General features: G+C 56.7%; 29 protein-coding genes. 9 read left to right on the top strand and 20 right to left on the bottom strand.

All coding sequences use genetic code 11. The features are described from left to right. The first annotated feature begins 1 nt into the window (after window position 1). Together B6S09_RS00325 and B6S09_RS00320 are read left to right on the top strand one after the other, a co-directional pair. The gene (locus B6S09_RS00325; RefSeq protein WP_094276512.1) at window positions 2-394 is read left to right on the top strand and encodes a phage holin family protein; all 393 of its coding nucleotides are present in this window, start codon (window positions 2-4) and stop codon (window positions 392-394) included. A gap of 9 nt (window positions 395-403) precedes the next feature. Then, on the top strand, window positions 404-643 hold the full coding sequence (locus B6S09_RS00320; protein ID WP_094276511.1) for a hypothetical protein: 240 nt from the start codon (window positions 404-406) through the stop codon (window positions 641-643). Window positions 644-740: 97 nt separating this feature from the next. Here the strand turns inward: B6S09_RS00320 and B6S09_RS00315 are convergent, their stop codons facing one another. Beyond that, window positions 741-1,589 carry a DnaA ATPase domain-containing protein gene (locus tag B6S09_RS00315; RefSeq protein ID WP_094276510.1) on the bottom strand — a complete coding sequence of 283 codons (849 nt, stop codon included), beginning with the start codon at window positions 1,587-1,589 and terminating at the stop codon, window positions 741-743. Then, a complete protein-coding gene (locus B6S09_RS00310; RefSeq protein WP_094276509.1) occupies window positions 1,573-2,259 on the bottom strand; it encodes a DnaT-like ssDNA-binding domain-containing protein in 687 nt (228 codons plus the stop codon). The genes B6S09_RS00315 and B6S09_RS00310 overlap by 17 nt, the downstream gene beginning before the upstream one ends. A gap of 126 nt (window positions 2,260-2,385) precedes the next feature. Here B6S09_RS00310 and B6S09_RS00305 point away from each other — a divergent pair, with 126 nt between their 5' ends. Continuing rightward, complete coding sequence (locus B6S09_RS00305) at window positions 2,386-3,372, top strand: response regulator (RefSeq protein ID WP_094276508.1); 987 nt, start codon at window positions 2,386-2,388, stop codon at window positions 3,370-3,372. On the opposite strand, the gene galU is transcribed toward B6S09_RS00305, so the two are convergent. The 3 genes from galU to B6S09_RS00290 form a co-directional block, all read right to left on the bottom strand. Further along, entirely contained in the window at window positions 3,373-4,275 is a 903-nt protein-coding gene (galU, locus tag B6S09_RS00300; protein WP_094276825.1) for a UTP--glucose-1-phosphate uridylyltransferase GalU, read from the bottom strand. A 97-nt stretch (window positions 4,276-4,372) separates the two neighbouring features. After that, window positions 4,373-4,660, bottom strand: coding sequence for a ComEA family DNA-binding protein (locus B6S09_RS00295; protein ID WP_094276507.1), 288 nt, complete (start codon window positions 4,658-4,660; stop codon window positions 4,373-4,375). 136 nt (window positions 4,661-4,796) lie between these two features. Beyond that, window positions 4,797-5,699, bottom strand: a complete 903-nt coding sequence (locus tag B6S09_RS00290; protein WP_094276506.1) for a LysR family transcriptional regulator — start codon at window positions 5,697-5,699, stop codon at window positions 4,797-4,799. A 166-nt stretch (window positions 5,700-5,865) separates the two neighbouring features. Here B6S09_RS00290 and B6S09_RS00285 point away from each other — a divergent pair, with 166 nt between their 5' ends. From B6S09_RS00285 to B6S09_RS00270, 4 genes are all read left to right on the top strand, one after another. Continuing rightward, window positions 5,866-6,564 carry a CoA transferase subunit A gene (locus tag B6S09_RS00285; protein ID WP_094276505.1) on the top strand — a complete coding sequence of 233 codons (699 nt, stop codon included), beginning with the start codon at window positions 5,866-5,868 and terminating at the stop codon, window positions 6,562-6,564. Window positions 6,565-6,621: 57 nt separating this feature from the next. Next, window positions 6,622-7,284 carry a CoA transferase subunit B gene (locus tag B6S09_RS00280; protein WP_094276504.1) on the top strand — a complete coding sequence of 221 codons (663 nt, stop codon included), beginning with the start codon at window positions 6,622-6,624 and terminating at the stop codon, window positions 7,282-7,284. A gap of 19 nt (window positions 7,285-7,303) precedes the next feature. Then, entirely contained in the window at window positions 7,304-8,485 is a 1,182-nt protein-coding gene (locus B6S09_RS00275; RefSeq protein WP_094276503.1) for an acetyl-CoA C-acetyltransferase, read from the top strand. Window positions 8,486-8,597: 112 nt separating this feature from the next. Beyond that, a complete protein-coding gene (locus tag B6S09_RS00270; protein WP_094276502.1) occupies window positions 8,598-9,941 on the top strand; it encodes a short-chain fatty acid transporter in 1,344 nt (447 codons plus the stop codon). A gap of 155 nt (window positions 9,942-10,096) precedes the next feature. On the opposite strand, the gene B6S09_RS00265 is transcribed toward B6S09_RS00270, so the two are convergent. From B6S09_RS00265 to rbsD, 14 genes are all read right to left on the bottom strand, one after another. Next, on the bottom strand, window positions 10,097-10,396 hold the full coding sequence (locus B6S09_RS00265) for a YciI family protein (RefSeq protein WP_094276501.1): 300 nt from the start codon (window positions 10,394-10,396) through the stop codon (window positions 10,097-10,099). Window positions 10,397-10,417: 21 nt separating this feature from the next. Next, window positions 10,418-10,957, bottom strand: a complete 540-nt coding sequence (locus tag B6S09_RS00260) for a septation protein A (protein WP_094276500.1) — start codon at window positions 10,955-10,957, stop codon at window positions 10,418-10,420. A gap of 79 nt (window positions 10,958-11,036) precedes the next feature. Then, window positions 11,037-11,786 carry a M15 family metallopeptidase gene (locus B6S09_RS00255; protein WP_094276499.1) on the bottom strand — a complete coding sequence of 250 codons (750 nt, stop codon included), beginning with the start codon at window positions 11,784-11,786 and terminating at the stop codon, window positions 11,037-11,039. Then, entirely contained in the window at window positions 11,783-13,069 is a 1,287-nt protein-coding gene (locus B6S09_RS00250; RefSeq protein WP_094276498.1) for a TRAP transporter large permease, read from the bottom strand. Before B6S09_RS00250 ends, B6S09_RS00255 begins: the two co-directional genes overlap by 4 nt. After that, complete coding sequence (locus B6S09_RS00245) at window positions 13,066-13,515, bottom strand: TRAP transporter small permease (protein WP_094276824.1); 450 nt, start codon at window positions 13,513-13,515, stop codon at window positions 13,066-13,068. The genes B6S09_RS00250 and B6S09_RS00245 overlap by 4 nt, the downstream gene beginning before the upstream one ends. 78 nt (window positions 13,516-13,593) lie before the next feature. After that, complete coding sequence (locus B6S09_RS00240; protein ID WP_208321660.1) at window positions 13,594-14,625, bottom strand: TRAP transporter substrate-binding protein; 1,032 nt, start codon at window positions 14,623-14,625, stop codon at window positions 13,594-13,596. Between the two features lie 116 nt (window positions 14,626-14,741). Further along, entirely contained in the window at window positions 14,742-15,656 is a 915-nt protein-coding gene (locus tag B6S09_RS00235; protein WP_094276497.1) for a LysR family transcriptional regulator, read from the bottom strand. A gap of 15 nt (window positions 15,657-15,671) precedes the next feature. Next, window positions 15,672-16,568 carry a DMT family transporter gene (locus tag B6S09_RS00230; RefSeq protein ID WP_243832749.1) on the bottom strand — a complete coding sequence of 299 codons (897 nt, stop codon included), beginning with the start codon at window positions 16,566-16,568 and terminating at the stop codon, window positions 15,672-15,674. 25 nt (window positions 16,569-16,593) lie between these two features. After that, window positions 16,594-17,598: a substrate-binding domain-containing protein gene (locus B6S09_RS00225; protein WP_094276495.1), complete on the bottom strand. Its 1,005-nt coding sequence runs from the start codon at window positions 17,596-17,598 to the stop codon at window positions 16,594-16,596. After that, the gene (gene rbsK / locus B6S09_RS00220; RefSeq protein ID WP_208321665.1) at window positions 17,599-18,513 is read right to left on the bottom strand and encodes a ribokinase; all 915 of its coding nucleotides are present in this window, start codon (window positions 18,511-18,513) and stop codon (window positions 17,599-17,601) included. 69 nt (window positions 18,514-18,582) lie between these two features. Further along, window positions 18,583-19,464: a ribose ABC transporter substrate-binding protein RbsB gene (gene rbsB, locus B6S09_RS00215; protein ID WP_094276493.1), complete on the bottom strand. Its 882-nt coding sequence runs from the start codon at window positions 19,462-19,464 to the stop codon at window positions 18,583-18,585. A gap of 25 nt (window positions 19,465-19,489) precedes the next feature. Next, the gene (gene rbsC, locus B6S09_RS00210; RefSeq protein ID WP_094276492.1) at window positions 19,490-20,455 is read right to left on the bottom strand and encodes a ribose ABC transporter permease; all 966 of its coding nucleotides are present in this window, start codon (window positions 20,453-20,455) and stop codon (window positions 19,490-19,492) included. Next, complete coding sequence (gene rbsA, locus B6S09_RS00205; RefSeq protein WP_094276491.1) at window positions 20,452-21,954, bottom strand: ribose ABC transporter ATP-binding protein RbsA; 1,503 nt, start codon at window positions 21,952-21,954, stop codon at window positions 20,452-20,454. Before rbsA ends, rbsC begins: the two co-directional genes overlap by 4 nt. Before the next feature lie 8 nt (window positions 21,955-21,962). Beyond that, the gene (gene rbsD, locus B6S09_RS00200) at window positions 21,963-22,382 is read right to left on the bottom strand and encodes a D-ribose pyranase (protein WP_094276490.1); all 420 of its coding nucleotides are present in this window, start codon (window positions 22,380-22,382) and stop codon (window positions 21,963-21,965) included. A gap of 258 nt (window positions 22,383-22,640) precedes the next feature. Between rbsD and miaE the strand changes: the two genes are divergently transcribed. Further along, window positions 22,641-23,417: a tRNA isopentenyl-2-thiomethyl-A-37 hydroxylase MiaE gene (gene miaE / locus B6S09_RS00195; RefSeq protein ID WP_094276489.1), complete on the top strand. Its 777-nt coding sequence runs from the start codon at window positions 22,641-22,643 to the stop codon at window positions 23,415-23,417. A 4-nt stretch (window positions 23,418-23,421) separates the two neighbouring features. On the opposite strand, the gene B6S09_RS00190 is transcribed toward miaE, so the two are convergent. Further along, complete coding sequence (locus B6S09_RS00190; RefSeq protein WP_094276488.1) at window positions 23,422-23,760, bottom strand: thioredoxin family protein; 339 nt, start codon at window positions 23,758-23,760, stop codon at window positions 23,422-23,424. A gap of 311 nt (window positions 23,761-24,071) precedes the next feature. Between B6S09_RS00190 and B6S09_RS00185 the strand changes: the two genes are divergently transcribed. Next, the gene (locus B6S09_RS00185; protein ID WP_094276487.1) at window positions 24,072-25,154 is read left to right on the top strand and encodes a YkvI family membrane protein; all 1,083 of its coding nucleotides are present in this window, start codon (window positions 24,072-24,074) and stop codon (window positions 25,152-25,154) included. Window positions 25,155-25,185 lie beyond the last annotated feature (31 nt).

The raw sequence follows: 25,185 nt of genomic DNA, 5'->3' as shown, positions 1-25,185 counted from the left end.
GATGAGCGGAAAACCACCACTAAAAGAGGTGCTCGACACCATTATTGAGCTTTTGTTTGTGCGCTTTCGGCTGGCGCGCATCGAGTTTATTGCTCAGAAAGAACGCATGGTGCGCCTGGGGATACTGGCGCTGACGGCGGTTGCCCTGTTTTTTATGGCGTTTATCAGCTTGCTGTTTGGCCTGAACGAGGTACTGTCGCCCGCGGCCCGGGTTTGGGTGTTCTTTGGTCTGGTGGTGGTTTTACTGGTGGGGATGCTGGCGGCGTGTGTGGCCATGGTGCGCAACCTGGCCGGCCAGCGCCGCTTTCTGGAGCAAACCCTGAAAGATGTGCAGGAAGACGTGGCCTATCTGCGGGGCCAGCGTGATATGTCCGACTGGTCGGGCAAAGACTGAGGAAGGCAAATGCACAGAAACCTGCAGGAAGAGCAGCAAATGCTGCAACTGAAAGTTGAGGCGTTGCGTCTGAAGCTGCTGACTCAGCAGGCACAGCGCCGGCAGCATACACAGACCGACTGGCTGGCGCTGGCGGAGCAGGTGCCCAAGGTCAGCCTGGCCTGGCGACTGGCAAGCAGCCCCAAACGGTTACGTAACAAGCTGCTGCTGGGGGCCGGGTTACTGGCGCTGCTCTGGTGGCGGCTGTAGTGGCTGATTTGCCGGGCGATGGCGGGATATGTTTTTCGCCGTTACCTCCGGCTAAAGATGGAAGCCCGGGCATCGCTTGACTGCAACCGGGCTTGCTTTAACTACGGTAATCGCCAATATCCGGCCGGCGGCTGGGGCCGCGCAGTGCTATGTCTACCGGATGAAAGGCCTTAATGGCCTCAAAGCAGAAATCTCCCACTGCCCGGTGCAGCGACTGCGGGTCGTGGTTGCTGATGATGATAATGCTTTTCGAGAGATTGCGCCGGCGGCGCAGCAGATGTCCCAGAAAGCTGGACTGGCTTTCCGCTAGCCGGCTGCGGTTGGCAGCTACCTCATCCAGTACCAGCAGATCCACTTCTTCCAGTGCACGCCGGTACTGATTTCGGCTTTCCTGATCTTCAATGACACCAAAGAATAGCCGGTCCACAACCGATGCCCACTGCTGAAAAATGACGGACTTCTGGTGCTGGTGGATCAGCTCATGAGCAATGGCCCCGGCCAGGGTTGATTTGCCAGTGCCAAAGTCGCCGTAGAGCAAAATGCCGGTGCCGCCCTTTTTCTCCCAGTGATCAAAGGCATTAATAAAGTGATGAGCGGTTTCAATATGGTGTGCCAGGGCCGGATCATTTATGTCCATATTGGCAAAGGTCCAGTCGCGGTTTAAGTCTGCCTGAGCCAGCAGTTTTTCCGTGCGGTGCACCCTGGCTTGCTGCTGCAATTGCTGTACATCGGCATTTGCCTGCTGTTCATACTGGCGACGCAGGGTGTCATAGTCGTACTGTGGCAGGCCGCCACCGGCGCGCAGCTGCTGCAACTGCTTAAGCACCTGCTGCACGTCGCCTCGTGCTGCAGTGGGAGAGGTGTCTTTCTGCGGTCGCTGTTGTTGCCGGCGACGGCGGGCTATGTCGGCCATATCGGCGGCAATTTCTTCAGGTGTCTTTTTCATCGTGGCTCTCCTGGTGCTCGTCGCTCAGACGCCGGGCTTCTTCCATCATTTCGCGGGCCCGCTGGCTCGGGCCAGTCTCGGTTGTTGCCGGCGCGGCCTGCTGCTGATAGCCAGTATGGGACTCAAGGTCCGGGGCGCGGCGCAGCGCGCGGCGGTTTTTCAGCTGACGTACAAAACGCAGCATCCACTGATGCTGGTTTTCAAACACTTCCGGGCGACCCAGCCAGTAGGCAATAAATTCACCCAGTTCAGTTTCATCAAAGCGGCTGTCGAGCAGGCCACATAGCCGTGCCAGGCCATCAAGTTGTTCATCGGGCCGCCACTCGGGATACATGGCAAACTGCCGGGCGGGCAGGGGAGTGAGTCCCTGCAGGTTTTTTAACGTCAGCCGGAAACGGGCACCGTGATAATGCTGCGGATGGGGCCGTTCCATCAGTGTCAGCAGGCCGGCACGCTGCAATTCCTCGAGCAGAGCAGTTAACGCCGCTGGGGTGACCCGGTAGCGATACTCACCTTCTCCCTGAACCGCCAGCGCACGGCCCAGCTCCGGATAGTCCAGGGGTTGAGTCAGATCTGCTCTGGCCTGATGCCTGAGATAAAGCAGGTAAAGGCTGCGGGCAGGATGTGACAGCTTTGAAGAGGTGAGTGCCTGATGTTCTGCGGGAGTCATAGTGCCTGAGTGCCGGAATGGTGTGAGCATTATCCAATAAAGTGTCGGCAGAATACAGTGATGGTCTGCCGCCTGCCCGAAATCAGCTAGGCTGAATTTAGGTATTATTATCATGTTGGAACCCATATGTTCATTCGACACTCACGCATCCTGCTGATTGATGACGACGAGGTATTCCGCTGGCAGTTGCTGGCGCGGCTGGAATTGTGGGGCGCGCAGGTACAGGAGACGGATAATATTGCTCAGGCGCTGGTGCTGGCTGGTCAACAGCCGCCGGATCTGGTGCTGGGTAACCTGATGTTGCCCTCGGGGGAGCCCGAGTCAGTACTGACATTGTTTCAAAAGACGTACCCGCATGTGCCTTTTGTGGTCACTTCCGGGTTGAATAATATGGCTGGTGTGGCCAGTGCCCTGCGCGCCGGAGCGATAGATTATTTAACCAAACCGGTGCAGGACTGGAGTGCGGTAAAACACCGGCTGTCGGCCAGCCTGGCTTCTCCGAATTGCCGGGCGCAGCAGGAGCTGGCGGAGTTTCATGCGCATATGGCGTTTTATCGTCGACAGGATATGGCAGCATCCCGCTTGTTGCGGGATCTGGTGACCTCCGGTGAGCGGCAACTGGGCCGCTGGCGACTCAGCCTTAAGCACAGTACTCCCTGGGTGCTGACCCAGTCGGTGCGTCTTGAACAGGATGTGATGCTGTTGGCGGCGGAGTTCGATCCCTTGCATCCGGATACGCCCATGCTGATGCTGCTGGTAGCGTTCTTGCTGAACGAGCCGTTGCGGCGCTTCAAACAGGAGCAGGACTCCTTGCTGTACAGCCCCGCCCGTACCCTGGAATACATCAACCAACAGCTCTATGCGGCCGGGCTGAATGCCACTGTTAATCTGATGCTGCTCCGGTTGAGCGCCAGCAGTAATATGGTAGAAGTGGCGAACGGCGGTATGTCCGGCAGTGACTGGCTCAGCAACTGCAATGCCGGGCCATTGGGGCGGGCTTTGTTCAGGGCCAACCCCTGGCATCAGCCGTGCCGCTTCCCGTTACAGCTTCAGTTATGCGGCAGTCATGGCGGTCGTATAGAGCTGACCGCCAGCCGTGCGGACGGGGGATGATCAGGCGTTCAGCTGTTGCAGGTAACGACGAAACTCTGCGCCCAGCTCTTTGTGGCGCAGACCATACTCCACATTGGCCATCATATAGCCCAGCTTGCTGCCACAGTCGTGGCTTTTCCCGGTAATATGATGAGCATCTACCGGGGTCTGCTCCATCAGCATGGCAATGGTGTCGGTCAGCTGAATTTCATCACCTTTTCCAAGGGGAGTCTTTTGCAGCAGCGGCCAGATGTCGGCAGGCAGTACATAACGGCCTACTACCGATAAATTGGAGGGAGCTTCTTCCCGGGATGGTTTTTCTACCATATTGGCGATGGGAGCCGATTCGCCCTGAGTAATAGTGTTTGCACCCAGATCAACGATGCCGAACTGATCTACCAGCTCGTGCGCCACCGGCTCCACCAGGATCTGGCTGCGGCCGGTTTTATCAAAGTCGGCAATCATGGCGGCCAGGTTGTCTTTGCCGAGATCACAGGCGGCATCGTCAATCAGCACGTCGGGTAACAGAATGGCGAAAGGCGCGTTGCCTACCAGCGGTTTGGCACAAAGAATGGCATGACCCAGCCCCCGTGCCTCGCCCTGACGTACGTGCATAATGGTGACATCGGGCGGGCAGATATTTTGTACTTCGCTCAGCAGCTGACGTTTCACCCGTTTTTCCAGAGTGGCTTCCAGTTCAAAGCTGGTATCAAAGTGGTTTTCAATGGAGTTTTTACTGGCATGAGTGACCAGGACAATTTCCTTGATACCGGCCTGAACGGCTTCATTCACTACGTACTGGATCAGTGGTTTATCTACCACGGGCAACATTTCTTTGGGGATGGCCTTGGTGGCTGGCAACATGCGCGTGCCCAGGCCGGCAACCGGAATCACCGCTTTACGAATGGAGGCTTGCTGTGACATGAAAAAAAACCATGGTATGGAAAGACCCGTATCATAACCAAAGCTGCCCCGAACGGCCAAGGCCCGAACGGGGCAGAAGGTAATGATAAGCACTTTATCAATTGCTTAGCAGGTGGCGGTTTTTCTCCACGGTTGCTTCGCCAATACCCCTTACCTGTGCCAGATCGTCAACGGATTTAAACGGACCGTTGGCATCCCGGTATTGCACAATGGCATCTGCCTTTGCCGGACCAACACCGGATAGCTGAGCCAGCTGTTCGGCACTGGCAGTATTGATGTTAATACTGGTAACCACCGCACTTTCCGTATTGGTTTCACTGGCAAACGCCGGTGCGCCGGTGGCTATCAGTATCGACAGCAGGCTTGGGATAAGTATTTTTTTCATGTGAATATCTCCTTGTGCTCTCAACCAGGCTCTTCTCATCGAAGGACCCGTCAAGACCAAGACTCGTCCAGAGATGTGGTTTTGGCAAATTACAGGACTAAATTTCTCCCTTGTGGTCTTGAATGGCGCTTATGGCTTATTGGCTTTCATGCTCGGGAGGTAAAGATGCCTTTTGCAGCGTATCGTAAAGCGCCTGGGCGGCGACGGAGAGTTCATGTTCAGCCCTGCGCAGGATGCCGACGGGGCGCTCGATCACCGGATCACGTAGCGGAATACAGCGGGCACCCAGTTCGTGCATCTGGCCGATGCACAATGCCGGCACGACGCTCACTCCCAGCCCGGCACTTACCATCCGGCCCACGGTGGCCAGCTGATGGCTTTCAAACGCCACGGGCAAGGTCAGGTTCCATTCTTTCAGATGCTGCTCAAGCATCAGGCGTACCGCCGAAGGGCGTTGTAACGTGATAAAAGGCCATTCCAGCAAGAGTTTCCAGCACACGTGTTTCCGCCCGGCCAGCACTGACTCGGCGGGCACCACAGCCACAAACCGATCCAGATAAAGAGGGGTAAAGCGCAGGCTGGTGAACGGATCTGGCTCAAAGGCGATACCCAGCTCAACGTAACCGTCCATGACCATTTCAATAACCTGCTCGTTGATCACATCGTCGACCGCCACATTGATTTGTGGGTAGCGTTGGCGAAAGTTTCTGAGCAGTGCCGGCAGCAGATTGCCGGCAAATGAGGGCATGGCTGCCATGGTCACCCGGCCCTGTTGCAGGGTAAAACGTAGCCGCAGCTCGTCCTCGGCATTGTCCCAGTCGGCGATTAATCGCCGCGCCAGTGGCAGTAACGCTTCACCTTCCGGGGTCAGGCGGACATGGCGGGTCGTGCGGCTGAACAGACGCCCCCCCAGGCTGTTTTCCAGGGCTTTGATAGTCAGGCTTAAGGCGGACTGGGACAGGTGCACTCGCTCGCAGGCCTGGGCAAAATTCAGGGTTTGCGCTACAGCGATAAAGGCGCGGAGTTGCTTTACCGTCATGGGATATATGCTCTCTTATTGGCTTATCGGCAGGAAATGCTCCTCCTGATACATTATTTAGATTAACGAATTAATCAATTAAAAAAACAAACTTAACAAATAAATAACCCGTGCAATACTCGCTCATAACAATCAATGGTTTGTCTGTACGACAACAGGAGCGGTTATGGCAGGTTTTGATAAGCGGGTGAATTCCTATGCAGAGGCCCTTGAAGGGCTGAAGGACGGAATGACTCTCCTGGCGGGCGGTTTTGGTTTGTGCGGTATTCCCGAAAATCTGATTGCCGAGATCAGACGCAGGGGGACCCGGGATCTGACCGTGGTATCCAACAACTGTGGTGTAGACGGCTTTGGCCTTGGCATTCTGCTGGAGGATCGGCAAATCCGTAAGATGATCGCTTCTTACGTGGGCGAGAATGCATTGTTTGAACAGCAGTTGCTGAGTGGCGAGCTGGAAGTGGAGCTGACTCCTCAAGGGACCCTGGCCGAGAAGATGCGCGCCGGTGGTGCCGGTATTCCTGCTTTTTATACCGCAACCGGTTATGGCACCGGTATTGCGGAAGGGAAGGAAGTGCGTGAGTTCAATGGCCGTCCTTATATTCTTGAGCAAGCGATCACCGGTGACTTTGCCATTGTTAAGGGCTGGAAGGCGGATCACTTCGGCAATGTGATTTACCGGCACACCGCCCAGAACTTCAACCCTCTGGCGGCCACGGCCGGCAAGATAACCGTGGTTGAAGTCGAGGAAATCGTCGAACCCGGGGAGCTGGAGCCAAGCCAGATCCATACCCCCGGTATTTATGTGGATCGCATTATCTGCGGCCAGTTCGAGAAGCGTATTGAAAAACGGACCTTGCGCGGTTGAGCCGTCAGGCTTCCGGCACATTTTAGGTCCATGGAATCAGAATAAAGAGGCAATATCATGGCACTTTCCCGCGAACAAATGGCCCAGCGCGTCGCCCGCGAGCTGCAGGACGGTTTCTACGTTAATCTGGGCATCGGTATCCCCACTCTGGTGGCCAACTATGTACCGGACGGCATGGAAGTGATGCTCCAGTCCGAGAATGGCCTGCTTGGCATGGGTCCTTTCCCGACCGAGCAGGAGCTGGATGCAGATATGATCAACGCTGGCAAGCAGACGGTGACTGCCCGGGTCGGCGCGTCCATCTTCGATTCGGCAGAGTCTTTCTCCATGATCCGCGGCGGTCATGTGGATCTGACGGTGCTGGGTGCATTTGAGGTTGATGTTCATGGCAACATCGCTTCCTGGATGATCCCCGGCAAGCTGGTCAAAGGCATGGGCGGAGCCATGGATCTGGTAGCCGGTGCCGACAATATCATCGTCACCATGACTCATGCTTCCCGGAGTGGTGAGTCCAAGCTGCTGTCTCACTGTTCTCTGCCGCTGACCGGTGCAGGTTGTATTAAACGCGTGCTGACCGATCTTGCTTACATGGAGATAGAAAATGGCGCGTTTGTGCTCAGAGAGCGAGCTCCCGGAGTGAGTGTGGAAGAGATCAAGGCCAAAACTGCAGGCAAGCTGATCGTGCCCGAGCATGTACCCGAAATGATTTTTGCCGACTGAGTTCATCAAGGAGAACATCATGCAAGATGTGGTTATCGTGGCTGCCACCCGTACACCTATCGGCAGTTTTCAGGGAGCCTTGTCGGGTATCCCTGCCCATGAGCTGGGCGCGATTGTTATTCGTCATCTGCTTGAGCAAACCAGGGTGGCACCGGCCGAAGTGGATGAAGTAATTCTTGGCCAGGTGCTGACAGCCGGCACCGGGCAAAACCCCGCCCGTCAGGCGGCCATTGCCGGTGGCCTGCCAGTCACCGTACCGGCCATGACCCTGAATAAAGTATGCGGCTCCGGACTGAAAGCGCTGCAGCTGGCTGCTCAGGCGATTCGTTGCGGGGATGCCGATATCGTGATCGCCGGCGGGCAAGAGAACATGAGTCTTGCTCCCTATGTGTTGCCGAAAGCCCGGACTGGTTTGCGTATGGGGCATGCTCAGCTGATCGACAGCATGATCCAGGATGGTTTGTGGGATGCTTTTAACGATATCCACATGGGGATCACGGCCGAGAACCTGGTGGAGCGGTATCAGATTAGCCGTGAACAGCAGGATGCGTTTGCCGCGGCCTCGCAGCAGAAAGCCATGGCCGCGATGGAAAGTGGACGGTTTCGTCAGGAAATCTGCCCGGTGGCGATTCCCCAGCGCAAGGGCGAGCCCTTGCTCTTCGATACCGATGAACAACCTCGGTCCGGTATTACTCCCGCGTCGCTGGCCACACTGAGACCCGCCTTTTGCAAGGACGGCAGCGTCACTGCCGGTAATGCTTCCAGCCTGAATGACGGGGCTGCCGCCGTGCTGCTGATGAGTCACAGCCGGGCCCGGGAGCTGGATTTACCTGTTCTGGCCCGGATTAAAGCCAGTGCCAGTGCCGGTGTGGATCCGACCATCATGGGCATAGGACCGGTATCGGCTACCCGCCGTTGCCTGGAGAAGGCGGGCTGGACTCTGGATCAGTTGGATCTGATTGAAGCTAACGAAGCCTTTGCCGCCCAGGCTTTGGCTGTGGAGGAGGAATTGGGCTGGGATCCGCAACGGGTGAATGTGAACGGTGGCGCGATCGCCCTCGGACACCCCATCGGTGCTTCTGGCTGCCGGGTGCTGGTCACGCTGGTACATGAGTTGATCCGGCGTGATGCCCGCCGTGGGCTGGCCACGCTATGCATTGGTGGCGGTCAGGGTGTTGCCCTTGCTGTTGAACGGCCCTGAGCCTACCGGCGGGCCAGTCATGGAGGCCTGAACGGAAAAGGCCTGAGCTTAAACTTCCCGGTCACGGCTGCAGCGTGACCGGGAATATGTTCATTTATATTAAGGATTAAGGATGTTCAACAAAATCACGGGACTCAGTGTAAGCATGGTACAGCGTTACCTGCCTTCTCCTTTTGTGTTTTCTACTCTGCTGACGTTGTTTGTGCTGGCGGCGGGGATGATCTCCACCCAGCAAACATTGACGGGGATGGTGCAGCACTGGAGTTCAGGTTTCTGGACCCTGCTCGGTTTCGCGATGCAGATGGGACTGATATTTGTGACCGGCCATGCGCTGGCCTCTGCCCCTGTTATCAACCGCTCGCTGGACCGGCTGGCGGGTCTGGCGCGTTCGCCGGGACAGGCCGTGGTGATGGTAACCCTGGTCGCGTTGGCCGGTTGCTGGCTTAACTGGGGGTTTGGTCTGGTGATCGGTGCGGTATTCGCAAGGGCGCTGGCACGGAAGGTTCAGGGTGTTGACTATCCCTTGCTGGTGGCTTCCGCCTATTCCGGGTTTCTGATCTGGCACGGCGGTCTGTCCGGCTCGGTCCCGCTGTCACTGGCCAGTGGCGGTGATAGCCTGAAACACATCACGGCCGGTGTTCTGTCCGAGCCGGTCAGTGTGACCGACACCCTGTTTACTCCGCTGAACCTGACCATCATTGCTCTGCTGGTGATCGGCCTGCCGCTGTTAAACCGTGCCATGCACCCTCGCCAGCAGGCGAAAGTGGCCGATCCTGCCAAGCTGGTCGAGTCCCAGGCCGAAAAGCCGAAACGTGATACGCCGGCTCAGCGTCTGGATGACAGCCGCCTGCTGGGGTTGGGGTTAGTGGCCATTGCTGCGGTTTACCTGTTCAATCATTTCAGCACCAAGGGATTTACACTGGGTCTGGATGTGGTTATTGCGATTTTTCTGTTTTCCGGCCTGTTGCTGCACGGCACGCCCGAGCGTTACATGCGTACCGTGGATGAAAGCGTGCGTGGTATCAGCGGTATTGTGCTGTTGTTCCCTTTCTACGCCGGCATCATGGGGATGATGATGGGAGCCAACGCCGAAGGCGTGTCGCTCGGCCGCCAGATCACCGAGACCTTTATTTCCTGGTCTTCCGCCGATACTTTTCCGCTGCTGGCCTTTCTCAGTGCCGGTCTGGTGAATGTGTTCGTGCCCTCCGGGGGCGGCCAGTGGGCGGTGCAGGCTCCGATTATGCTGCCGGCGGCGCAGGCGCTGGGTGTATCCCCGACCGTGACTGCCATGGCCATTGCCTGGGGTGACGCCTGGACCAACATGATCCAGCCCTTCTGGGCGTTGCCGTTGCTCGGTATTGTGGGTCTGGGAGCCCGGGACATTATGGGCTACTGCCTGATGATGCTGCTGTATTCCGGTGTGGTTATCACGGGAGCCCTGTACTTCTTTGCCTGAGCTGCGTGAACTGAGGGATATTCGCCATGATTGAAAAGCCGGTGGGCCATATGAGCCCGCCGGCTTTTTTATTTAACGAGTAACGGCTTTCCAGCCAGGAGAGGGCAGGTACTGCAAAGGCAGATGGAAAAAGCCCGGCAGTGCCGGGCGGAGATTCAGGGCAGGACTTTTTTGAACGGCTTGACGATGACATTGGCATAAACGCCGGCGGCCATATAAGGATCGGCATCGGCCCAGGCCTGCGCCATTTCCAGTGAGTCGAACTCGGCAATGACGGTGCTGCCGGTAAAGCCGGCGTCGGCAGGATCCTCGGCGTCAATGGCCGGGTTAGGACCGGCCACCAGTAACCGGCCCTCGTCAGCCAGAGCCTGCAGGCGGGCCAGATGGGCCGGGCGGGCTTCCTTGCGCAGTGGCAGGCTGTTGGGGTTGTCTTCACTAAAAATCACATACCACATTATGTTGGTCCTTAACGTTGATTATTTTGTTGATTGTGCCGGTTGCTGGCGATAGAGGTACAGCACGGTGGCCAGGGTAAACAGCAGGGTCAGGCCCAGTAATCCGAATACCTTGAAGTTAACCCACCAGGCTTCGGGCAGGCTGAAGGCCACGTAAACATTCAGTGCACCACAAAAGCCGAAAAAGCCAGCCCAGGCCAGATTGGCCTTGTCCCATACGGCATCGGGCAGCGACAGCTCTTTACCCAGCATCTGCTTAATGGGGTTTTTACCAAAGCCGTAGCGGCTGACAAGCAGCCCCAGCGCAAACAGGCCGTTGACGGCGGTGACTTTCCATTTGATAAAGGCGTCGTCCTGAAAAAACAGCGTCATGCCGCCAAAGCCCAGTACCAGTACCAGAGTGACCAGGTGCATTTTTTCCAGGGTTTTGTGCCGCAGCCACTGCACCAGCATCTGCACACAGGTCGCTGCCATCAAAGCACCGGTGGCGGCGTAAATGTCCACGGTCTTGTAAACAACGAAAAAGATGATTAGTGGAATAAACTCGGCAAACTGCTTCATGGGTAATATCCGAATAGTTTAGATAACGGCAGTTTACTCATTACCAGAGTGGCTGGCAAAGCCACTCTGGTCGTCAGCATTATTGATGGCGACGATCTATTTCCTTGCGCCAGCGGCTTTCCAGGCTTTCAGGGTGGGTCGGACCGTAGCAGGCCTGGGGCTGGCCGCTGTACCAGGCCCACAGCTGGTTGCCAAAGTCGTAATGCCACCACTCGCTGGGCAGATTGGTAAATCCGGCACCGGTCATGGCCTGGTAAAGCAGCCGGCGATTGGCAATGACCTTTTGCTCATGGGCCGTAGGCGTGTCCAGTTGCTCAAAGGCGGCCGTATGTGACCAGGACGTGGCTTCGTCAAATTGTGTGCCCATATCCAGCATCAGTCCATGTTCATCGACCAGCGTCACATCGACCGAGCCTCCGGTCAGGTGGGGGCTGGGAGCCCTGGGGTCGGTGCTGGGCAACGACACAAACTCCCGGGTCAGCTGCTCCAGCTCCGCCGCTGGTTTGTCGGGCCAGTGGTTTTCTATGGCGTTATACAGGGTGTCGTACAGATATTGCTGCACCGAGTAAGGCCGCCAGCTGTCCAGTACCAGCAGTGTCAGCCCTTCTGGCAGGCTGCGGGATGCCGTCAGCAAACGTTGGTATACTCCCCGTCGCATATGGCATTCAGGCACGGCATTGGGAATACCCAGCTTGTAATAGGCCGGATAGCAATGCAGGCCGCTTGAAGCCAGGCTGGCGGGTACCAGAGCTTCATTGTTTTCGTGGATGGGAAGCGCCGAGACGCGCCTCCAGTCGGGATCATTCAGCAGAGGGATAGGCTTGTTCATGCTTGTCCTCCGAACAGACCGGGCAACCACAGAACCAGTCCGGGAAACAGAATCAGCAGTATCAGTACCAGCAGCGCAATGGCAACAAAGGGCCAGATGGTTTTGAACAGTTCGGTAATCTCAAGCCGGCTGACAGCCGCAGCGACGAAAACGCAAGCCCCCATTGGTGGTGTGATCAGGGCAATGGTGATGTTCAGCGTAATAATAATTCCCAGGTGTACCGGATCCACCCCTGCGGCCATGGCGACAGGCATGAAAATAGGCGTCAGCAACATCAGCGCGGACACTTCTTCCATGAACATGCCGGTGACAAAAGTGATCAAGCTGAGCAGCAGCAACACCAGTATCGGTTGTTCAATAATCGGATCAAACAGTGTGATAAAGGCCTTTGGCACCTGAGCGTATGACAGCAGCCAGCTGACGACTGCAGACGCAGCCATGATCAGAAAAACGGCGCTGGTCAGGCGGGCAGTTTCTACCAGTGCGCTCCACAGTCGTTGCCAGCTCAGCTGTTTGTTGCACAGGCCGATAACCGCCACATAGGCGACCGTCAGAGCGCCTGACTCGGTGGGAGTGACCACCCCGAAGACAATACCACCAACAATAATAAAGGGAGCCAGCAGTGCCGGCATGGCACCCCATAACGCCTGCAGGAACAGCCCCATGGTAGGACGCTGGCCAGACACCGGCAATTGCGCCTTGCGGGCATACAGCCAGTTCATCACCATAAATACCAGGCCCAGCAGTAAACCGGGAACGACGCCGGCCAGGAACAGATCTCCCACCGACGTATTGGTGAGCGAGGCATAGAGGATCATGAAAATGCTGGGGGGAATGATGGGGCCGATAAGTGAACTGCCCGCGGTCAGACCGGCCGCATAGGAAGGCGAGTAGCCTTCCTTTTTCATGGCTGGCACCAGCAAGGAGCCCAGCGCCGAGGTATCGGCTACTGCAGAGCCATTCACACCGGCAAAGAACACACTGGATACGACATTGACATAGCCGAGTCCTCCCCGTAAGTGTCCTACCAGGACGCGGGCAAGGGTCATCAGCTGTTGTGTCAGACCCGCACTGTTCATCAGGTTACCGGCCAGGATAAACAGCGGAATGGCCATCAGGGAAAAAACGTTGATGCCGCCAAAGAACTGCTGCGGCACGATGCGTCCCAGCATGGACGGATCAATAAACATGAAGCCGACCACCGCGGTGACCAGCAGGGCAATGAACAGTGGCAGTCCTAATAAAACATGCACAATGAAAGAGGCAAACATGGCCAGGGTCATGAGCGGGTTTCCTTGCAGCCAAAGGGGCCGCGTAGCAGATTGAACACAAACAGCAGGCCAAAGCCCAGGGGCAGGCTGAGTACAGGCCAGGTACGGCTGATACCCAGTCCCATGGTGGTAAAGCGGCTGACCGAGAAGGCGTAATGCCAGGAATACCAGCAAAATCCGGCGCTGATGATCAGGATCAGCAGCCACTGGTACAACTTGAGGAGACGGGACAGGGTGGCAGGCAGGCGCTGTTCCAGCAGGCCAATCCGCATGTGTTCATTTCGTACCAGCACCACACCGGCCATCAGCAAGGCACAGGCGATGATCAAAAAGCGTGACAGCTCGTCCATCCAGATAGGTGAACGGCCCAGTAAATAACGGGCAGCTACACCATAAAGCAGTACCAGCAGGTTGGTCAGGACCAGGGTGCCGACCACCGCTTCAACCAGTCGGCTCATCAGGGTTATCAGTCTTTGTTTCATGGCGAAAAAGGGCGGCCGTCAGGCCGCCTGAAAGGTAGGATGTTGAAGAAAAAATCAGAGCTTGCCGGCGTCTTCCAGAGCAAGGTCTACCCATTTCTGCTCAATGTTTTGTTCCTTGAGCCAGCTAATGTAGGAAGGCTTGGCCTTTTCCTGGAACTGCGTCAGCTCTGCGGCAGTCGGGCGATACACTTCCATGCCCTTATCGGCCAGGAATTTAACGCGCTCTTCTACTTTAGACTCGACTGACTCGCGGTTGAGCTGGTTGGCTTCAGCCACGGCTTCTTCCAGTGCCTGGCGCTGTGCCTCGGGCAGCGACTCAAGCAGCTCGCCATTGGCGACCAGGAACTGGTCGGAATACTGAATATTGGCCAGGGTCAGGTGTTGCTGCACTTCGTGCAAGCTGCCCAGAATAATGTACATGGGAGGGTTCATCTGACCATCGGCCACACCGGTTTTCAGTGCCATGTAGACTTCGGTCCATGGAATGGGGGTACCGGAAGCACCAAAGGCGTCATACAGAGCTACCTGGCTTTTATCCATGGCACGGAAGCGCAGACCGTTAAAGTCATCCGGTGACTTGATTGGGCGCTTGTTGTTGGTAAATGCAAGGAAACCACCCTCTTCTACCACTGCCAGCAGGTGAGTTCCGGTGCGGGCGGTAAACTCCTGCTGGGAAGCCTTCCAGTATTCGCCTTCGTCAAAAAAGCGGCGGGCATGATCAAAATCGCGGAACAAAAAGGGAATCGAGCTGGCATAAATTTCCGGGAATACAGGAGAAATGCCGGCAAAAGAGGCAATGTTCAGGCCGGGAGCAGCCATCACTTGTTCCATCCGTTGCACTTCTTCCCCCAGCATGCTGTTGGGATACAGGGTGAGTTCCAGTTCACCGTCGGTTTTTTCTTCCACCAGTCGTTTCAGGTTGCTGGCAAACAGGTGAACCGCATTTTTTTCTGCATCCGGGGCGCCATTGTAAGACAGATCGATGGTAGTGGCGGCCTGAGCTGCACTGGCCATCATCAGGCTGCCGGCACCCAGAAGGGTGACCATGGCCTTGCGCAGGGGAGAGAGAGTAAAGGATACGTCCATTGAATGATCTCCATATCGTGATACAGGTTGGTGTACAGATTCAGGTTAGGTGTTGAGATGTTGACTTTTCAATAGTGAAAGTGTTGATATTTAGACAACACTAACAGCGGTGGTGGTTATTTGATCTGGCTGAAGAACAGCATTCCCTCGCTCAGATGCCGGAGCAGGCGTTCGCCAGCCACTGTCAGCTCGCGGCCTTTGTGGCTGACGATATGGGCTTTGGCTTCTGCCAGCACCGGGTGTGGTGCCGGTAAACAGATAATTTTCCCTGCCAGCACTTCCTCATGCACGGTGAGCCTGGGCATGAATGTCAGTCCCATACCTGACAGAACAAAGTTTTTGAGCACGGACACCGAGTTGGTTTTTAGCTGGGGTTTGAAACGGATGTGCTCCAGTTGTTCAACCAGCATGGGCAGTTGCCCCATGCCAAACTGTTGATCTATCAGCGCCAGCGGATAGTTCAGGATGTCGTGAATGTCGGGCCGCCCCTTACGTGTAATCGGATGTCCTGGTGGGGTGATCAGGTCCAGTGGACGGTTTCGGGTTACGTGAGAGACGAGCTCGGGATCCGGCTGAGGTGCGTAGACCACCGCCAGATCAACCACATCTTCTTTTACCAGTCTGACGGCTTCATTGGCCCCGGCCATTTCCACCGAAATAGCAATATCCGGGTAATGCTGCATAAAGCTTTGCAGCGGTGCCGAGATAAGATCCGCAATAAAGCCTTCTCCCACCGCCAGGGTGACCTGACCACGACGCAGATCCTGTAATGCTTCGATCCGGGACAGGGTCGCGTCTTCACTCGCTTTTTGCTGACGATACAGGGAGATCAACTCTTCGCCGACCTCGGTTGGCATAAAGCCCTGGCCGCTTCGATAGCCTACCGGCAGGCCGATTTCCTCTTCCAGCTGATGCAGTTGCCGGCTGATGGCCGAGACGTCAATGTTCAGTCTGGCGGCGGCCTTGCGCAGAGAGCCCTGACGGGCGACTTCATTGAGATAGCGAAGTGCCCGCGGGTTGAGTTTCCACATGAAAGCGATCCTTGATCAGGCCCGCACGGGGGCGGAATTGAATGAGCGGCGGTCCAGTATAATTTTGGCGAGCATGGCCAGCAGCACAATGGCTCCGCCCAGCAGGCCCTGATTGCCCGGCCGCTCGCTTAAAAACAGCCAGACCAGCAGCGTACCGAACACGGTTTCCAGCAACATCAGCAGACTGACTTCGGCCGAAGGCAAATACAGAGGGCCGCGCTGGATCAGGGTAAAGCCTGCCGGCAGCAGTACCAGGCACAGCAGTATCAACCAGCTCATGTCGGTAGCCCCGGGCAGCATGATATGGCCACTCCAGGCAAAGGTCAGTAAAAAAGTGAACAGGCCGCTCAGTGCCAGCATGGGGCTCATATCGGTACCGGGTTTGCTGCGGGCCAGGGTCAGGTTGCCTGCCAGGCCCAGCGCGGCCATGAAGGCCAGCAGGTTGCCGGTGACGGAGCCGTCACCGGTATCTTCAAGCACAATCAGACCGATACCAAACAGACAGGCCGCAATCGCCAGCCAGGTACGCAGGGGCAGCCGCTCATGTAAAAAGAAACGACTTAGCAGAGCGGCAATCAGGGGGGAGGCTGCAAGAATAACCAGTACATTGCCTGCCTTGGTGAAGTGGTTACCCAATACAAACCCCAGCGTGCTGCAGGTAAACAGCAGGGCACAGCCCAGACCTGCCTGACCACAGGCCAGGCAGGCGCGGAACCAGTGGCGGCGGTAGCGGAGCACCATAATCAGCCAGAAACCCAGCACACTAAGCAGACCTCGCCACAGCACCAGTTGATCCGGCGGAATGCTGATAAGGCGCAGCAGCAGGGCGTCCGGAGAGATAATCAGTACCCCGAGGGCGGTAAGCAGTAATCCTTTCTGATGATTGTCCATAACAACGGGAGTAATGAGCAAAACACAGAGGCTACTCCCGGCTCGCTTAAATGGCCAGCCTTGCGCTGCTTTCCCTTATCACCAAGGAGGGGGAAAGGGGTAATACCCGCCTGGCTGCATGGGGATGATGAATGCGCTCCAGCAGGGCGTCCACCGCCAGTGCACCCAGAATCGCCTTGGGTTGCTCTATGCTGCTGAGGCGGGGCACCAGATAACCGGCCAGTTCTATGTTGTCGTAGCCAATTAATGACATATGCTGCGGTACGGTCAGCCCGGCATCGGCCACTGCCCGCAAAGCGCCGGCGGCCATCAGATCATTACAGGCAAACACAGCGGTGGGGCGTTGGGGCCGGGCCAGGATGCGGGCCATGGCTGCCTTGCCTCCTTCCAGCTCAAAGTCACCGTGCTGAACCCAGTCAGGCGTTACGGTTAATCCGGCATCCATCATGGCGGCACGAAAACCGGCCAGGCGCTCGTCGCTGGCCTGCTGTCCGGCCGGGCCGGTAATGCAACCAATATGCCGGTGACCCAGCGCCAGCAAATGTTCGGTGGCCAGCCTGCCACCTTCGTACCCCGAGTCCTTGATCAGGTCGGCATTCAGCTCCACCGGCCCCCAGTCTGCCATCACCATGGGCATGGTGGTGTGGTGGGCAAACGCGCTTTGATCCAGGTTGGCATGGGTGCACATCACGATCATGCCGTCTACCCGTTTTTGCTGCAGCATATCGAGCGCGGCCTGCATTCTGTTGGTGTCACCACAGGTATTGCACAGCACCAGACTGTAGCCAAGCTCATAGCAGCGTTGTTCCACCCCTTGCACCACCTCGGCAAAAAACGGGTTGGTACTGGAGGTCACCAGCATGCCGAGGGTGCGGGTATTATTGACTTTAAGGCTGCGGGCCAGCGCTGAGGGCGTATAGTTCAGCGTGCTGATGGCCTCTTGCACCCGCCGGGTAATTTCGGGGCTGACAAAGCGGGTTTTATTCAGCACATGGCTGACCGTGGAGGTGGAGACCTGCGCCCGTTTTGCCACGTCCTTGATGGTGGCCATTTATGACTGCTCCAGCATGGCCTCAATGTCGGCCTTGTAGGGGATGGAGGTCTGGGCTCCGATGCGGGTAACGGAAATGGCTGCTGCGGCCTGCGCAAAGCGTATTGCCGGCACCAGTGCCTGCTGTTGTTGCAGGGCGGCTACCAGTGCGCCGTTAAAGGTGTCGCCGGCGGCGGTGGTATCGATGGCCTGCACGGTAAAACCGGGAATAAGCCGGCCATGGCCATGTTCGCTCAGCCAGACGCCGCGGGCACCCAGGGTGATGATGACGGTGGCAATACCCCTGGCATGAAGTGCGTTTGCCGCAGCATCGGCACCTGCATTATCTGCAACCGCGATACCGGTGAGCCGCTCCGCTTCGGTTTCGTTGGGCGTGATCATATCGACCAGTGCCAGCAGCTCATCGGGCAGAGACTGGGCGGGCGCCGGGTTAAGGATGATGCGAGCTCCTTGCTCTTTTGCCTGCCGGGCGGCAGCCAGGTTGGTTGGCAGGGGAATTTCCAGCTGCAGCAGCAGCTGTTCACAATGCAGGGCGCTGATGTGCCGCTGCAATTGTTCCGGGGTCAGGGCAGCGTTGGCTCCGGGGGCCAGCGCAATGGTGTTCTCGCCGGATTCGTTTACCTGGATAAGGGCCACACCGGTGTTGACATCGTTAATGGTGTCGATGGCGCTGATGTTGATACCGTCCTTGGCAAAGCCGTCGAGCAAGGCCCCGGCCATGGCATCGTCGCCGACACAGGCCACCATGCGGGTCTTCGCACCTGCGCGGACGGCGGCAACCGCCTGGTTGGCGCCCTTGCCACCGGGCACAATGCGGTAATCGCTGCCGGTAAGGGTTTCCCCCGGACGGGGAAACTGGGGCAGTCGAATAACATGGTCGACGTTAATACTGCCGGTTACGGTCAAACTCATGATCTGGTTTCCTGAATACAGTGGAAACGCTTCCTGCCTCTGGGTGGCAGGAAGCGTAAGAGGCTGAAAATGTTACTGGCTGATCACCTGCAGGGGTACCGGAATATGACTGGCCACGGTACTGCCTTTCAGTACTTTATCGGCGGTTTCCACCGCAATGGCACCAATCTCGCCGGGCTGCTGGGCAATGGTGGCAGCCAGACGACCGCCTTCCACCGCCTGGATACCATCCTGAGTACCGTCAAACCCGACCACCAGAACGTCTTTTTTATTGGCGGCCTGCAGCGCCCGCAGTGCCCCCAGGGCCATTTCGTCATTCTGGGCAAATACCGCCTGCACTTCCGGGTTACCGGTCAGCAGGTTTTCCATGACGTTCAGCCCTTTGGTACGGTCAAAATCGGCAGGCTGGCTGGCCAGCAGGTTAAAGCCGTGCGTGCTGACGGCCCGGGCAAAGCCCTCGCCGCGCTCCCGGGCGGCACTGGTGCCGGCAATGCCTTCCAGCTGAATAACGCTGGCACCGGCACCGGCCCGGGCGGCAATAAAGTCACCGGCCATGGCTCCACCGGCCACGTTGTCTGAGGCAATATGAGACACCACATCCCCGCGGCTGGCGGCCCGATCCAGGGTCAGTACCGGCAGTTTGGCACGGTTGGCCAGGCGAATGGCGTTGGCCACGGCATCAGAGTCGGTGGGGTTAATGAGCAATACTTTCGCTCCGCGCACGTTCAGGTCTTCCACATTGGCCAGCTCTTTGGCCGGATCATTCTGGGAGTCCAGCACGATCAGGTTATAGCCCAGCTCGGCGGCTCTTTTCTCGGCACCTTCCTTCATGGTAACGAAAAACGGGTTGTTCAGCGTGGAGATCACCAGTGCCAGGGTATCCTGAGCATAGGCACCGGCGGTCATGGTGGCGCTGAGCAGTGCGGCAGAGAGCAGGGTAGTCAGTTTTTTCATGTTAATGCTCCTTTCCTTATGTAGGTTACTTGTTTTTGGTGTCGACCAATACTGCCAGCAGGATCACCGAGGCTTTGGCAATCATCTGGTAATAGGAAGAGACATCGAGCAGGTTCAGGGCGTTGTTAAGAAAACCAATGATCAAGGCACCAATCAGAGTACCGGTAATGGCTCCGCGGCCACCGGCCAGGCTGGTGCCACCCAGCACCACGGCGGCAATGGCATCCAGCTCATAGCTGGTGCCGGCGGTAGGCTGAGCCGATGACAGCCGGCTGGTGACGATAATGGCGGCCAGCGCAGAGAGCATACCGCAAATGGCATACACGCCCATTTTTACCCGAGCCACGTTAATGCCCGACAGCCGGGCTGCGGCCTCATTACCGCCTACGGCATAAATATAGCGACCAAAACGGGTATGATTCAGCAGATACCAGGCGCCCAGAAAGGTCATGGCCATCAGCCATACCGGCACCGGAATGCCAAACACATAGCCGGTACCAAACCAGGCAAAAATGTCACCTGCATCGGTAAAGCCGGTGGAAATGGGACGGCCCTCGGTATACACCATGGTCACGCCGCGCAGCAGGGTCATGGTGACCAGGGTGGCAATAAACGCCTGTACCCGGCCCTTGGCCACAATCAGGCCGCTGATGCTGCCCAGCATCAGGCCTGCCAGCAGCACCGCCGGCAGGGTAATAAAGATGGACAGTTCCATGGCCACCATGCTGGCGGCAAAGGCACCGCACAGGGCCAGTACCGAGCCTACGCTTAGATCGATGCCTGCGGTCAGGATAACCAGCGTCATGCCTACGGCAATAATGGCGTTTACCGAGGTCTGGCGCAAAATATTGAGTATGTTATCCACGGTGAAAAAGTGTGGATTGATAAATGACACCACCCCAATCAGCAAGAGCAGGGCAATCAGGGATTTCTGGCTAATCAGCCATTCCTTGCTGAACCAGTGACGGCCAGAGTTGAGAGTGGAGTTCATGCCTTTTCCTCTTGTTGAGCCTGGCCGACGGCGGCGGCCAGCAGTTGTTCCTGAGTGGCCGTGGCGGCCTTGAATTCACCGGTGATCCGGCCTTCGTGCATGACCAGAATGCGATCGCTGATCCCAATGACTTCCGGCATGTCGGACGACAGCAGCAGAATGGCCATGCCCTGTTGTTTAAAGCGGTTAATCAACTGATAAATTTCCTTTTTGGCCCCCACGTCCACTCCTCTGGTGGGTTCATCAAGGATCAGCACTTTGGGCTGGGTCATCAGCCCTTTGGCAATGGCTACTTTTTGCTGATTGCCACCGGAAAGGTGACCAATCAGCTGCTCCCGGCTTGGTGTTTTAATATTGAACAGGCGAATAAATTCATCCACGGCGTGGCGTTCGGCATCGTGTAGCAACTGGGGGCCTTTGCTGAATGCGCTCAGGGCCGACAGGCTCATGTTAGCCAGTACCGACAGCCCCAGTACCAGGCCGTCCCCCTTGCGATCTTCCGAGATATAGGCAATGCCGGCATCCAGCCCCTGATGAGGCGTTTCTGCCTGATAGGGCTGGCCGGTCAGCCAGGTTTGACCACCGGTGCGTGATACCGCACCGTAGAGAATACGGGCCAGCTCGGTCCGGCCTGCGCCCATCAGGCCGGAAAAACCGATAATTTCTCCCTCATGCAGGGTAAAGCTGACATCGGTGACCCCGGGGCCGTTGAGTCGCTCCACCCGCAGCACTTCTTTGCCTGCGTTTTGCACCAGGCGGGGATACTGTTCGTCCAGCCGGCGACCTACCATCATTTCGATCAGGGTGTCTTCATCAATCTCGGAGACTGCGGTTTCGCTAATCCATTTACCATCACGCAGCACCGTGATGCGATCGCAAATCTCAAAAATTTCCGCCAGCCGGTGAGAAATATACACAATGCCGCAGCCGCTCTGACGCAGCTCTTCAATGACCCGGAACAGGGCACGGCTTTCGGTGTCGGTAAGGGCATCCGTGGGTTCGTCCATGATGATGACATCGGCGTTGAACGACAGCGCCTTGGCGATTTCCACCATCTGCTGAGCGCCGATGCTGAGATCACCCACACGGGTTTTGGGGGAGTGCCTGATTTGCAGTCGGTCCAGCAAATGCTGTGCATCGGCATACAGCCTGCGCCAGTCAATGTTGCCAAAGACGCCGGTCGGCTCTCTTCCCAGAAAAATATTTTCGGCAATGGTGAGGTGCGGCAGCAGGTTCAGTTCCTGATGAATGATGCCAATACCGGCTTCCTGCGACTCGCGGGGGCCTTTGAAGCGACAGGGCTTGCCCCGGTAATGAATGGTACCGGCGTCGGCCTGATAAATGCCGGTCAGCACCTTCATCATGGTGGACTTGCCGGCACCGTTCTCACCCATCAGGGCCATTACCTGACCGGGGTACACATTCAGTCCGGCCTGATCCAGCGCCTTAACGCCAGGGAAGGCCTTGTCGATGCGGGAAAGGGACAATATCGGATCCATGTTTTTCCTCAGAAGGGCACGCCGGCGCACAAAATAAGATTGGCATAAGGCGTGCATTCACCGGTGCGCACCACGGCCCGGCTGTGGCCGTTGCGCTGTTTGAATTCAGTATGGCTGAGATAACTGACGGAGATATCCCGTGCCTGAGCCCGAGCGGCGGTGGCAATTTGCGCCAGCAGACGCTGATGCAGCGCCGGGCTGGCGGTTTTAATTTCCGTTGCCAGCACCACGGCTTCAAGCTGCAGCTCGCTCAGCAGGGCCGTCAGTGTGCCTTCCAGATCGGGAAGGCCCGGACTGACGGCCAGATCAATACGTTGAACATGAGCCGGCACGGGCAGGCCGGCGTCCGCCAGGGTGATCTCGTCGGTATGGCCAAGGCTTGCGACCAGCGCAGAGAGCTGGCTGTTCAGCAGAGTGTTTTTTTTCACGGTAGTGCCTTGTCGGTAGAAAAAGCGTAAAGCTCTGTTTAACCTGAAATTTGCTTTGCGAAACGGTTACGCAAACGATTCGATGGCGGAATTTTAGGTAAAAAACGCGGTAATGTTAGGTGAAAATACGCTGTAAATTAATAAGTGTGACACAGGTCACGTTACTGTTCTTTTCCGAAAATAGTGGGTCCGGGCTGCTCTCCAGTCAGTGAATTGGTACACTGCGGGCCGCCGTTTTTTGCTCTAACAGGTAATATTGTGAACGCCAGCCTTCTTAATGCCGAGTTCAGCCAGCTACTGGCCCCCATTGATGATTTTCTGCACTGCGCAACGCCACCGCAGTGGCTGGAGGAGGCCAGAAAACCCGAGCGGCTGGCCGTGCTGCTGGTGGATCATGCCAACTGTGAAATGAAAGCGGCGATGAGTGCACACAGCCTGGTGCGCCGTTACTGCCTGCCCAAAGAGAAACGCAAGTTGTTGCCCAATCTGGACTTTTACAAATCGCTGGATGCGTTACCGGAAAAAGGAGAAGTGCTGGGCAAGCAGGCACTGATGGGAAATAACCGCCGGGTGTTTGACGAACTGTCGAAAAACGATTTGCTGGTCAAAATGGTGCGGCTGATACAGGAAGAGCTGCACCATTTTGAGCAGGTGTTGGAGATCATGAGCGCCCGCAAAGTGGCTTACGACACGCTGTCGGCCTCCCGTTATGCCAAAGGCATGCTGGCTCATGTGCGGACTCATGAGCCGGCGGCCATAGTAGACCGGCTGATTATTGGGGCCTATATTGAAGCCCGTTCCTGCGAGCGCTTTGCTCAGCTGGCACCGTATCTGGATGAAGAGTTAAGCCGGTTCTATGTTTCTTTGCTGCGCTCGGAAGCCCGCCACTATCAGGACTATTTGACGCTGGCACAGGACTATGCCGGTGAGAGCATTGATGAGCGCGTGGCCTTTTTCGGTGAACAGGAGGCAGCTCTTATCCAGGCTCCCGATCCTTTGTTTCGTTTTCATAGCGGAGTGCCATCTGTTGCCTGAGCGGTTATTGCTTGTTAAACAAGAAAGCATAAGGCCTTTCCAACGCCTGCTGAATGTCTGACAGTGAGAATACCCTGAAAAATTCGGCAAAGCGTTTACCTTCAAACCAGAGCTGGACCACCGGCAGGGCCATCACGCCTTGCTGGGCACACAAGCTGGCGCTATCAGCCTGACAGTCAGCATAACAAGCCAATACCTGCGGAAATTGTCCGGCCAGCAGTTGCTGCAGCCGGGGCTTGAACGCCTGACAAACGCCGCAGTGACGGCCGCCATAGAGCACCAGTACGGCCGGATGCCCGGCCAGAAGGATATCGAGTTGGGATTGACCGGTTACAGACAGCATTGGCTATGGTGTTCTCCATTTGAAGACGGTGCGTGACCCAAATAACCTGATGGAAGTGCTCTGCAGAGTAACATCAGTGCGACTAATCTGGTGCAGCTTTTCACCTGCCGGCCACAATGAGGCTGGTTTATCCCGCAGTATGCCATTCTGACTCTGCCAGCCTGGAAGACTGACACCCTACTAAGGTTGAATACTGACGGCCAAGGACTTCTGCTAAGGTCGCCTGCTTTGTCATTCGGCAAAATCATGTTTTACTCTTTTGCTCATTAGTGTTGTTGTATATTGGCTAAAGAAGGAATTGGCAGACGTTTATGTGGAATATCATCAAAATCGCCAGTGCATTTATTGGCATCATAGTAGGGGCAGGCTTCGCCTCTGGTCAGGAAGTGCTTCAGTACTTTACCAGCTTTGGCCATCTGGGAACGGCTGCGGCCGTGGTGGCTACCGCTTTGTTTGCCTACCTTGGTATGATGCTTACCTGGTTGGGCAGCCGTACACAAACCCGCTCACATAAAGCCGTGGTCTATCAGATCAGCGGTCGCTACCTGGGTGTGATTGTGGATGGGGTGATCATTTTTACCCTGTTTGGGGTGGGCGTAGTGATGCTTGCCGGAGCGGGCTCTACGCTGCACCAGCAATTTGAGCTGGCTCCCATGATTGGCAGTGTGCTGATGACCCTGATGATCGGTGCCACACTGATGCTCAATGTCAATCGGGTAGTCGGCTTGATCGGCAGTATTACTCCCTTCCTGGTGCTGGCGCTCCTGTTGATCTGCATCTACAGCCTGTTTGTTATGGAGCGCAGTTTTGCCGAGCTGGCTCCCATTGCCGAGAGTGTGGAATCTACCCTGCCGCACTGGCTGGTATCGGCGGTTAACTATGTCTCCTTCAACATTGCAGTAGGTGCAGCCATGTCGCTGGTGATGGGCGGGGCCGAGCCTGATGCCCGTATTGCCCGTTGGGGAGGTCTGCTGGGTGGTGTTGGGGTTGGGGTGATGATCATGATCAGCCACCTGGCCATATTTTCGCAAATTGATGTGGTTGCCGGTTATCCGCTGCCGCTGCTCAAGATCATTGACGGCATTTCGCCCTGGCTGGCCAAGGCGATGGCACTGGTATTGTTTGGCATGATTTTCAGTACCGGTGCCAGCATGTTCTATGCCTTTGTTGCGCGCTTTATGGAAATGCGTACTTCGGCGGCGAATCGTTTCAGCATGATTACCCTGGTGATCGGGTTTGTGGCCAGCTTCGCCGGCTTTACTCAGCTGGTGGCTTTTTTCTACCCGCTTATCGGTTATCTCGGCCTGTTCCTGGTGGGAGCGCTTATTTATGCCCCGTTGCGGCTAAAGCGAGCCGGCAATGAGGCCTTGAAGCCGATGGCCGACACGCAATAATCCAACTCAAGGCCCGGTTCAGACCGGGCTT

Origin of the sequence: Oceanimonas baumannii (assembly GCF_002245495.1) — a bacterium.
GTDB lineage: Bacteria > Pseudomonadota > Gammaproteobacteria > Enterobacterales > Aeromonadaceae > Oceanimonas > Oceanimonas baumannii.
Note: the sequence above shows the minus strand (reverse complement) of the source record. Positions and strands in the feature narration are given on the sequence as shown.

Bases quoted from the DNA above. Each gene is read 5' to 3' on its own strand.
- B6S09_RS00275 (WP_094276503.1), top strand. From the start codon at position 7,304: ATGCAAGATGTGGTTATCGTGGCTGCCACCCGTACACCTATCGGCAGT.
- B6S09_RS00315 (WP_094276510.1), bottom strand. From the start codon at position 1,589: ATGAAAAAGACACCTGAAGAAATTGCCGCCGATATGGCCGACATAGCC.
- B6S09_RS00310 (WP_094276509.1), bottom strand. From the start codon at position 2,259: ATGACTCCCGCAGAACATCAGGCACTCACCTCTTCAAAGCTGTCACAT.
- B6S09_RS00240 (WP_208321660.1), bottom strand. From the start codon at position 14,625: ATGGACGTATCCTTTACTCTCTCTCCCCTGCGCAAGGCCATGGTCACC.
- B6S09_RS00265 (WP_094276501.1), bottom strand. From the start codon at position 10,396: ATGTGGTATGTGATTTTTAGTGAAGACAACCCCAACAGCCTGCCACTG.
- B6S09_RS00225 (WP_094276495.1), bottom strand. From the start codon at position 17,598: ATGGCCACCATCAAGGACGTGGCAAAACGGGCGCAGGTCTCCACCTCC.
- galU (WP_094276825.1), bottom strand. From the start codon at position 4,275: ATGTCACAGCAAGCCTCCATTCGTAAAGCGGTGATTCCGGTTGCCGGC.
- B6S09_RS00295 (WP_094276507.1), bottom strand. From the start codon at position 4,660: ATGAAAAAAATACTTATCCCAAGCCTGCTGTCGATACTGATAGCCACC.
- rbsA (WP_094276491.1), bottom strand. From the start codon at position 21,954: ATGGATCCGATATTGTCCCTTTCCCGCATCGACAAGGCCTTCCCTGGC.
- B6S09_RS00235 (WP_094276497.1), bottom strand. From the start codon at position 15,656: ATGTGGAAACTCAACCCGCGGGCACTTCGCTATCTCAATGAAGTCGCC.
- B6S09_RS00260 (WP_094276500.1), bottom strand. From the start codon at position 10,957: ATGAAGCAGTTTGCCGAGTTTATTCCACTAATCATCTTTTTCGTTGTT.
- B6S09_RS00250 (WP_094276498.1), bottom strand. From the start codon at position 13,069: ATGACCCTGGCCATGTTTGCCTCTTTCATTGTGCATGTTTTATTAGGA.
- B6S09_RS00325 (WP_094276512.1), top strand. From the start codon at position 2: ATGAGCGGAAAACCACCACTAAAAGAGGTGCTCGACACCATTATTGAG.
- B6S09_RS00190 (WP_094276488.1), bottom strand. From the start codon at position 23,760: ATGCTGTCTGTAACCGGTCAATCCCAACTCGATATCCTTCTGGCCGGG.
- B6S09_RS00270 (WP_094276502.1), top strand. From the start codon at position 8,598: ATGTTCAACAAAATCACGGGACTCAGTGTAAGCATGGTACAGCGTTAC.
- B6S09_RS00320 (WP_094276511.1), top strand. From the start codon at position 404: ATGCACAGAAACCTGCAGGAAGAGCAGCAAATGCTGCAACTGAAAGTT.
- B6S09_RS00290 (WP_094276506.1), bottom strand. From the start codon at position 5,699: ATGACGGTAAAGCAACTCCGCGCCTTTATCGCTGTAGCGCAAACCCTG.
- rbsB (WP_094276493.1), bottom strand. From the start codon at position 19,464: ATGAAAAAACTGACTACCCTGCTCTCTGCCGCACTGCTCAGCGCCACC.
- B6S09_RS00305 (WP_094276508.1), top strand. From the start codon at position 2,386: ATGTTCATTCGACACTCACGCATCCTGCTGATTGATGACGACGAGGTA.
- B6S09_RS00285 (WP_094276505.1), top strand. From the start codon at position 5,866: ATGGCAGGTTTTGATAAGCGGGTGAATTCCTATGCAGAGGCCCTTGAA.
- B6S09_RS00185 (WP_094276487.1), top strand. From the start codon at position 24,072: ATGTGGAATATCATCAAAATCGCCAGTGCATTTATTGGCATCATAGTA.
- rbsC (WP_094276492.1), bottom strand. From the start codon at position 20,455: ATGAACTCCACTCTCAACTCTGGCCGTCACTGGTTCAGCAAGGAATGG.
- B6S09_RS00255 (WP_094276499.1), bottom strand. From the start codon at position 11,786: ATGAACAAGCCTATCCCTCTGCTGAATGATCCCGACTGGAGGCGCGTC.
- B6S09_RS00245 (WP_094276824.1), bottom strand. From the start codon at position 13,515: ATGAGCCGACTGGTTGAAGCGGTGGTCGGCACCCTGGTCCTGACCAAC.
- B6S09_RS00280 (WP_094276504.1), top strand. From the start codon at position 6,622: ATGGCACTTTCCCGCGAACAAATGGCCCAGCGCGTCGCCCGCGAGCTG.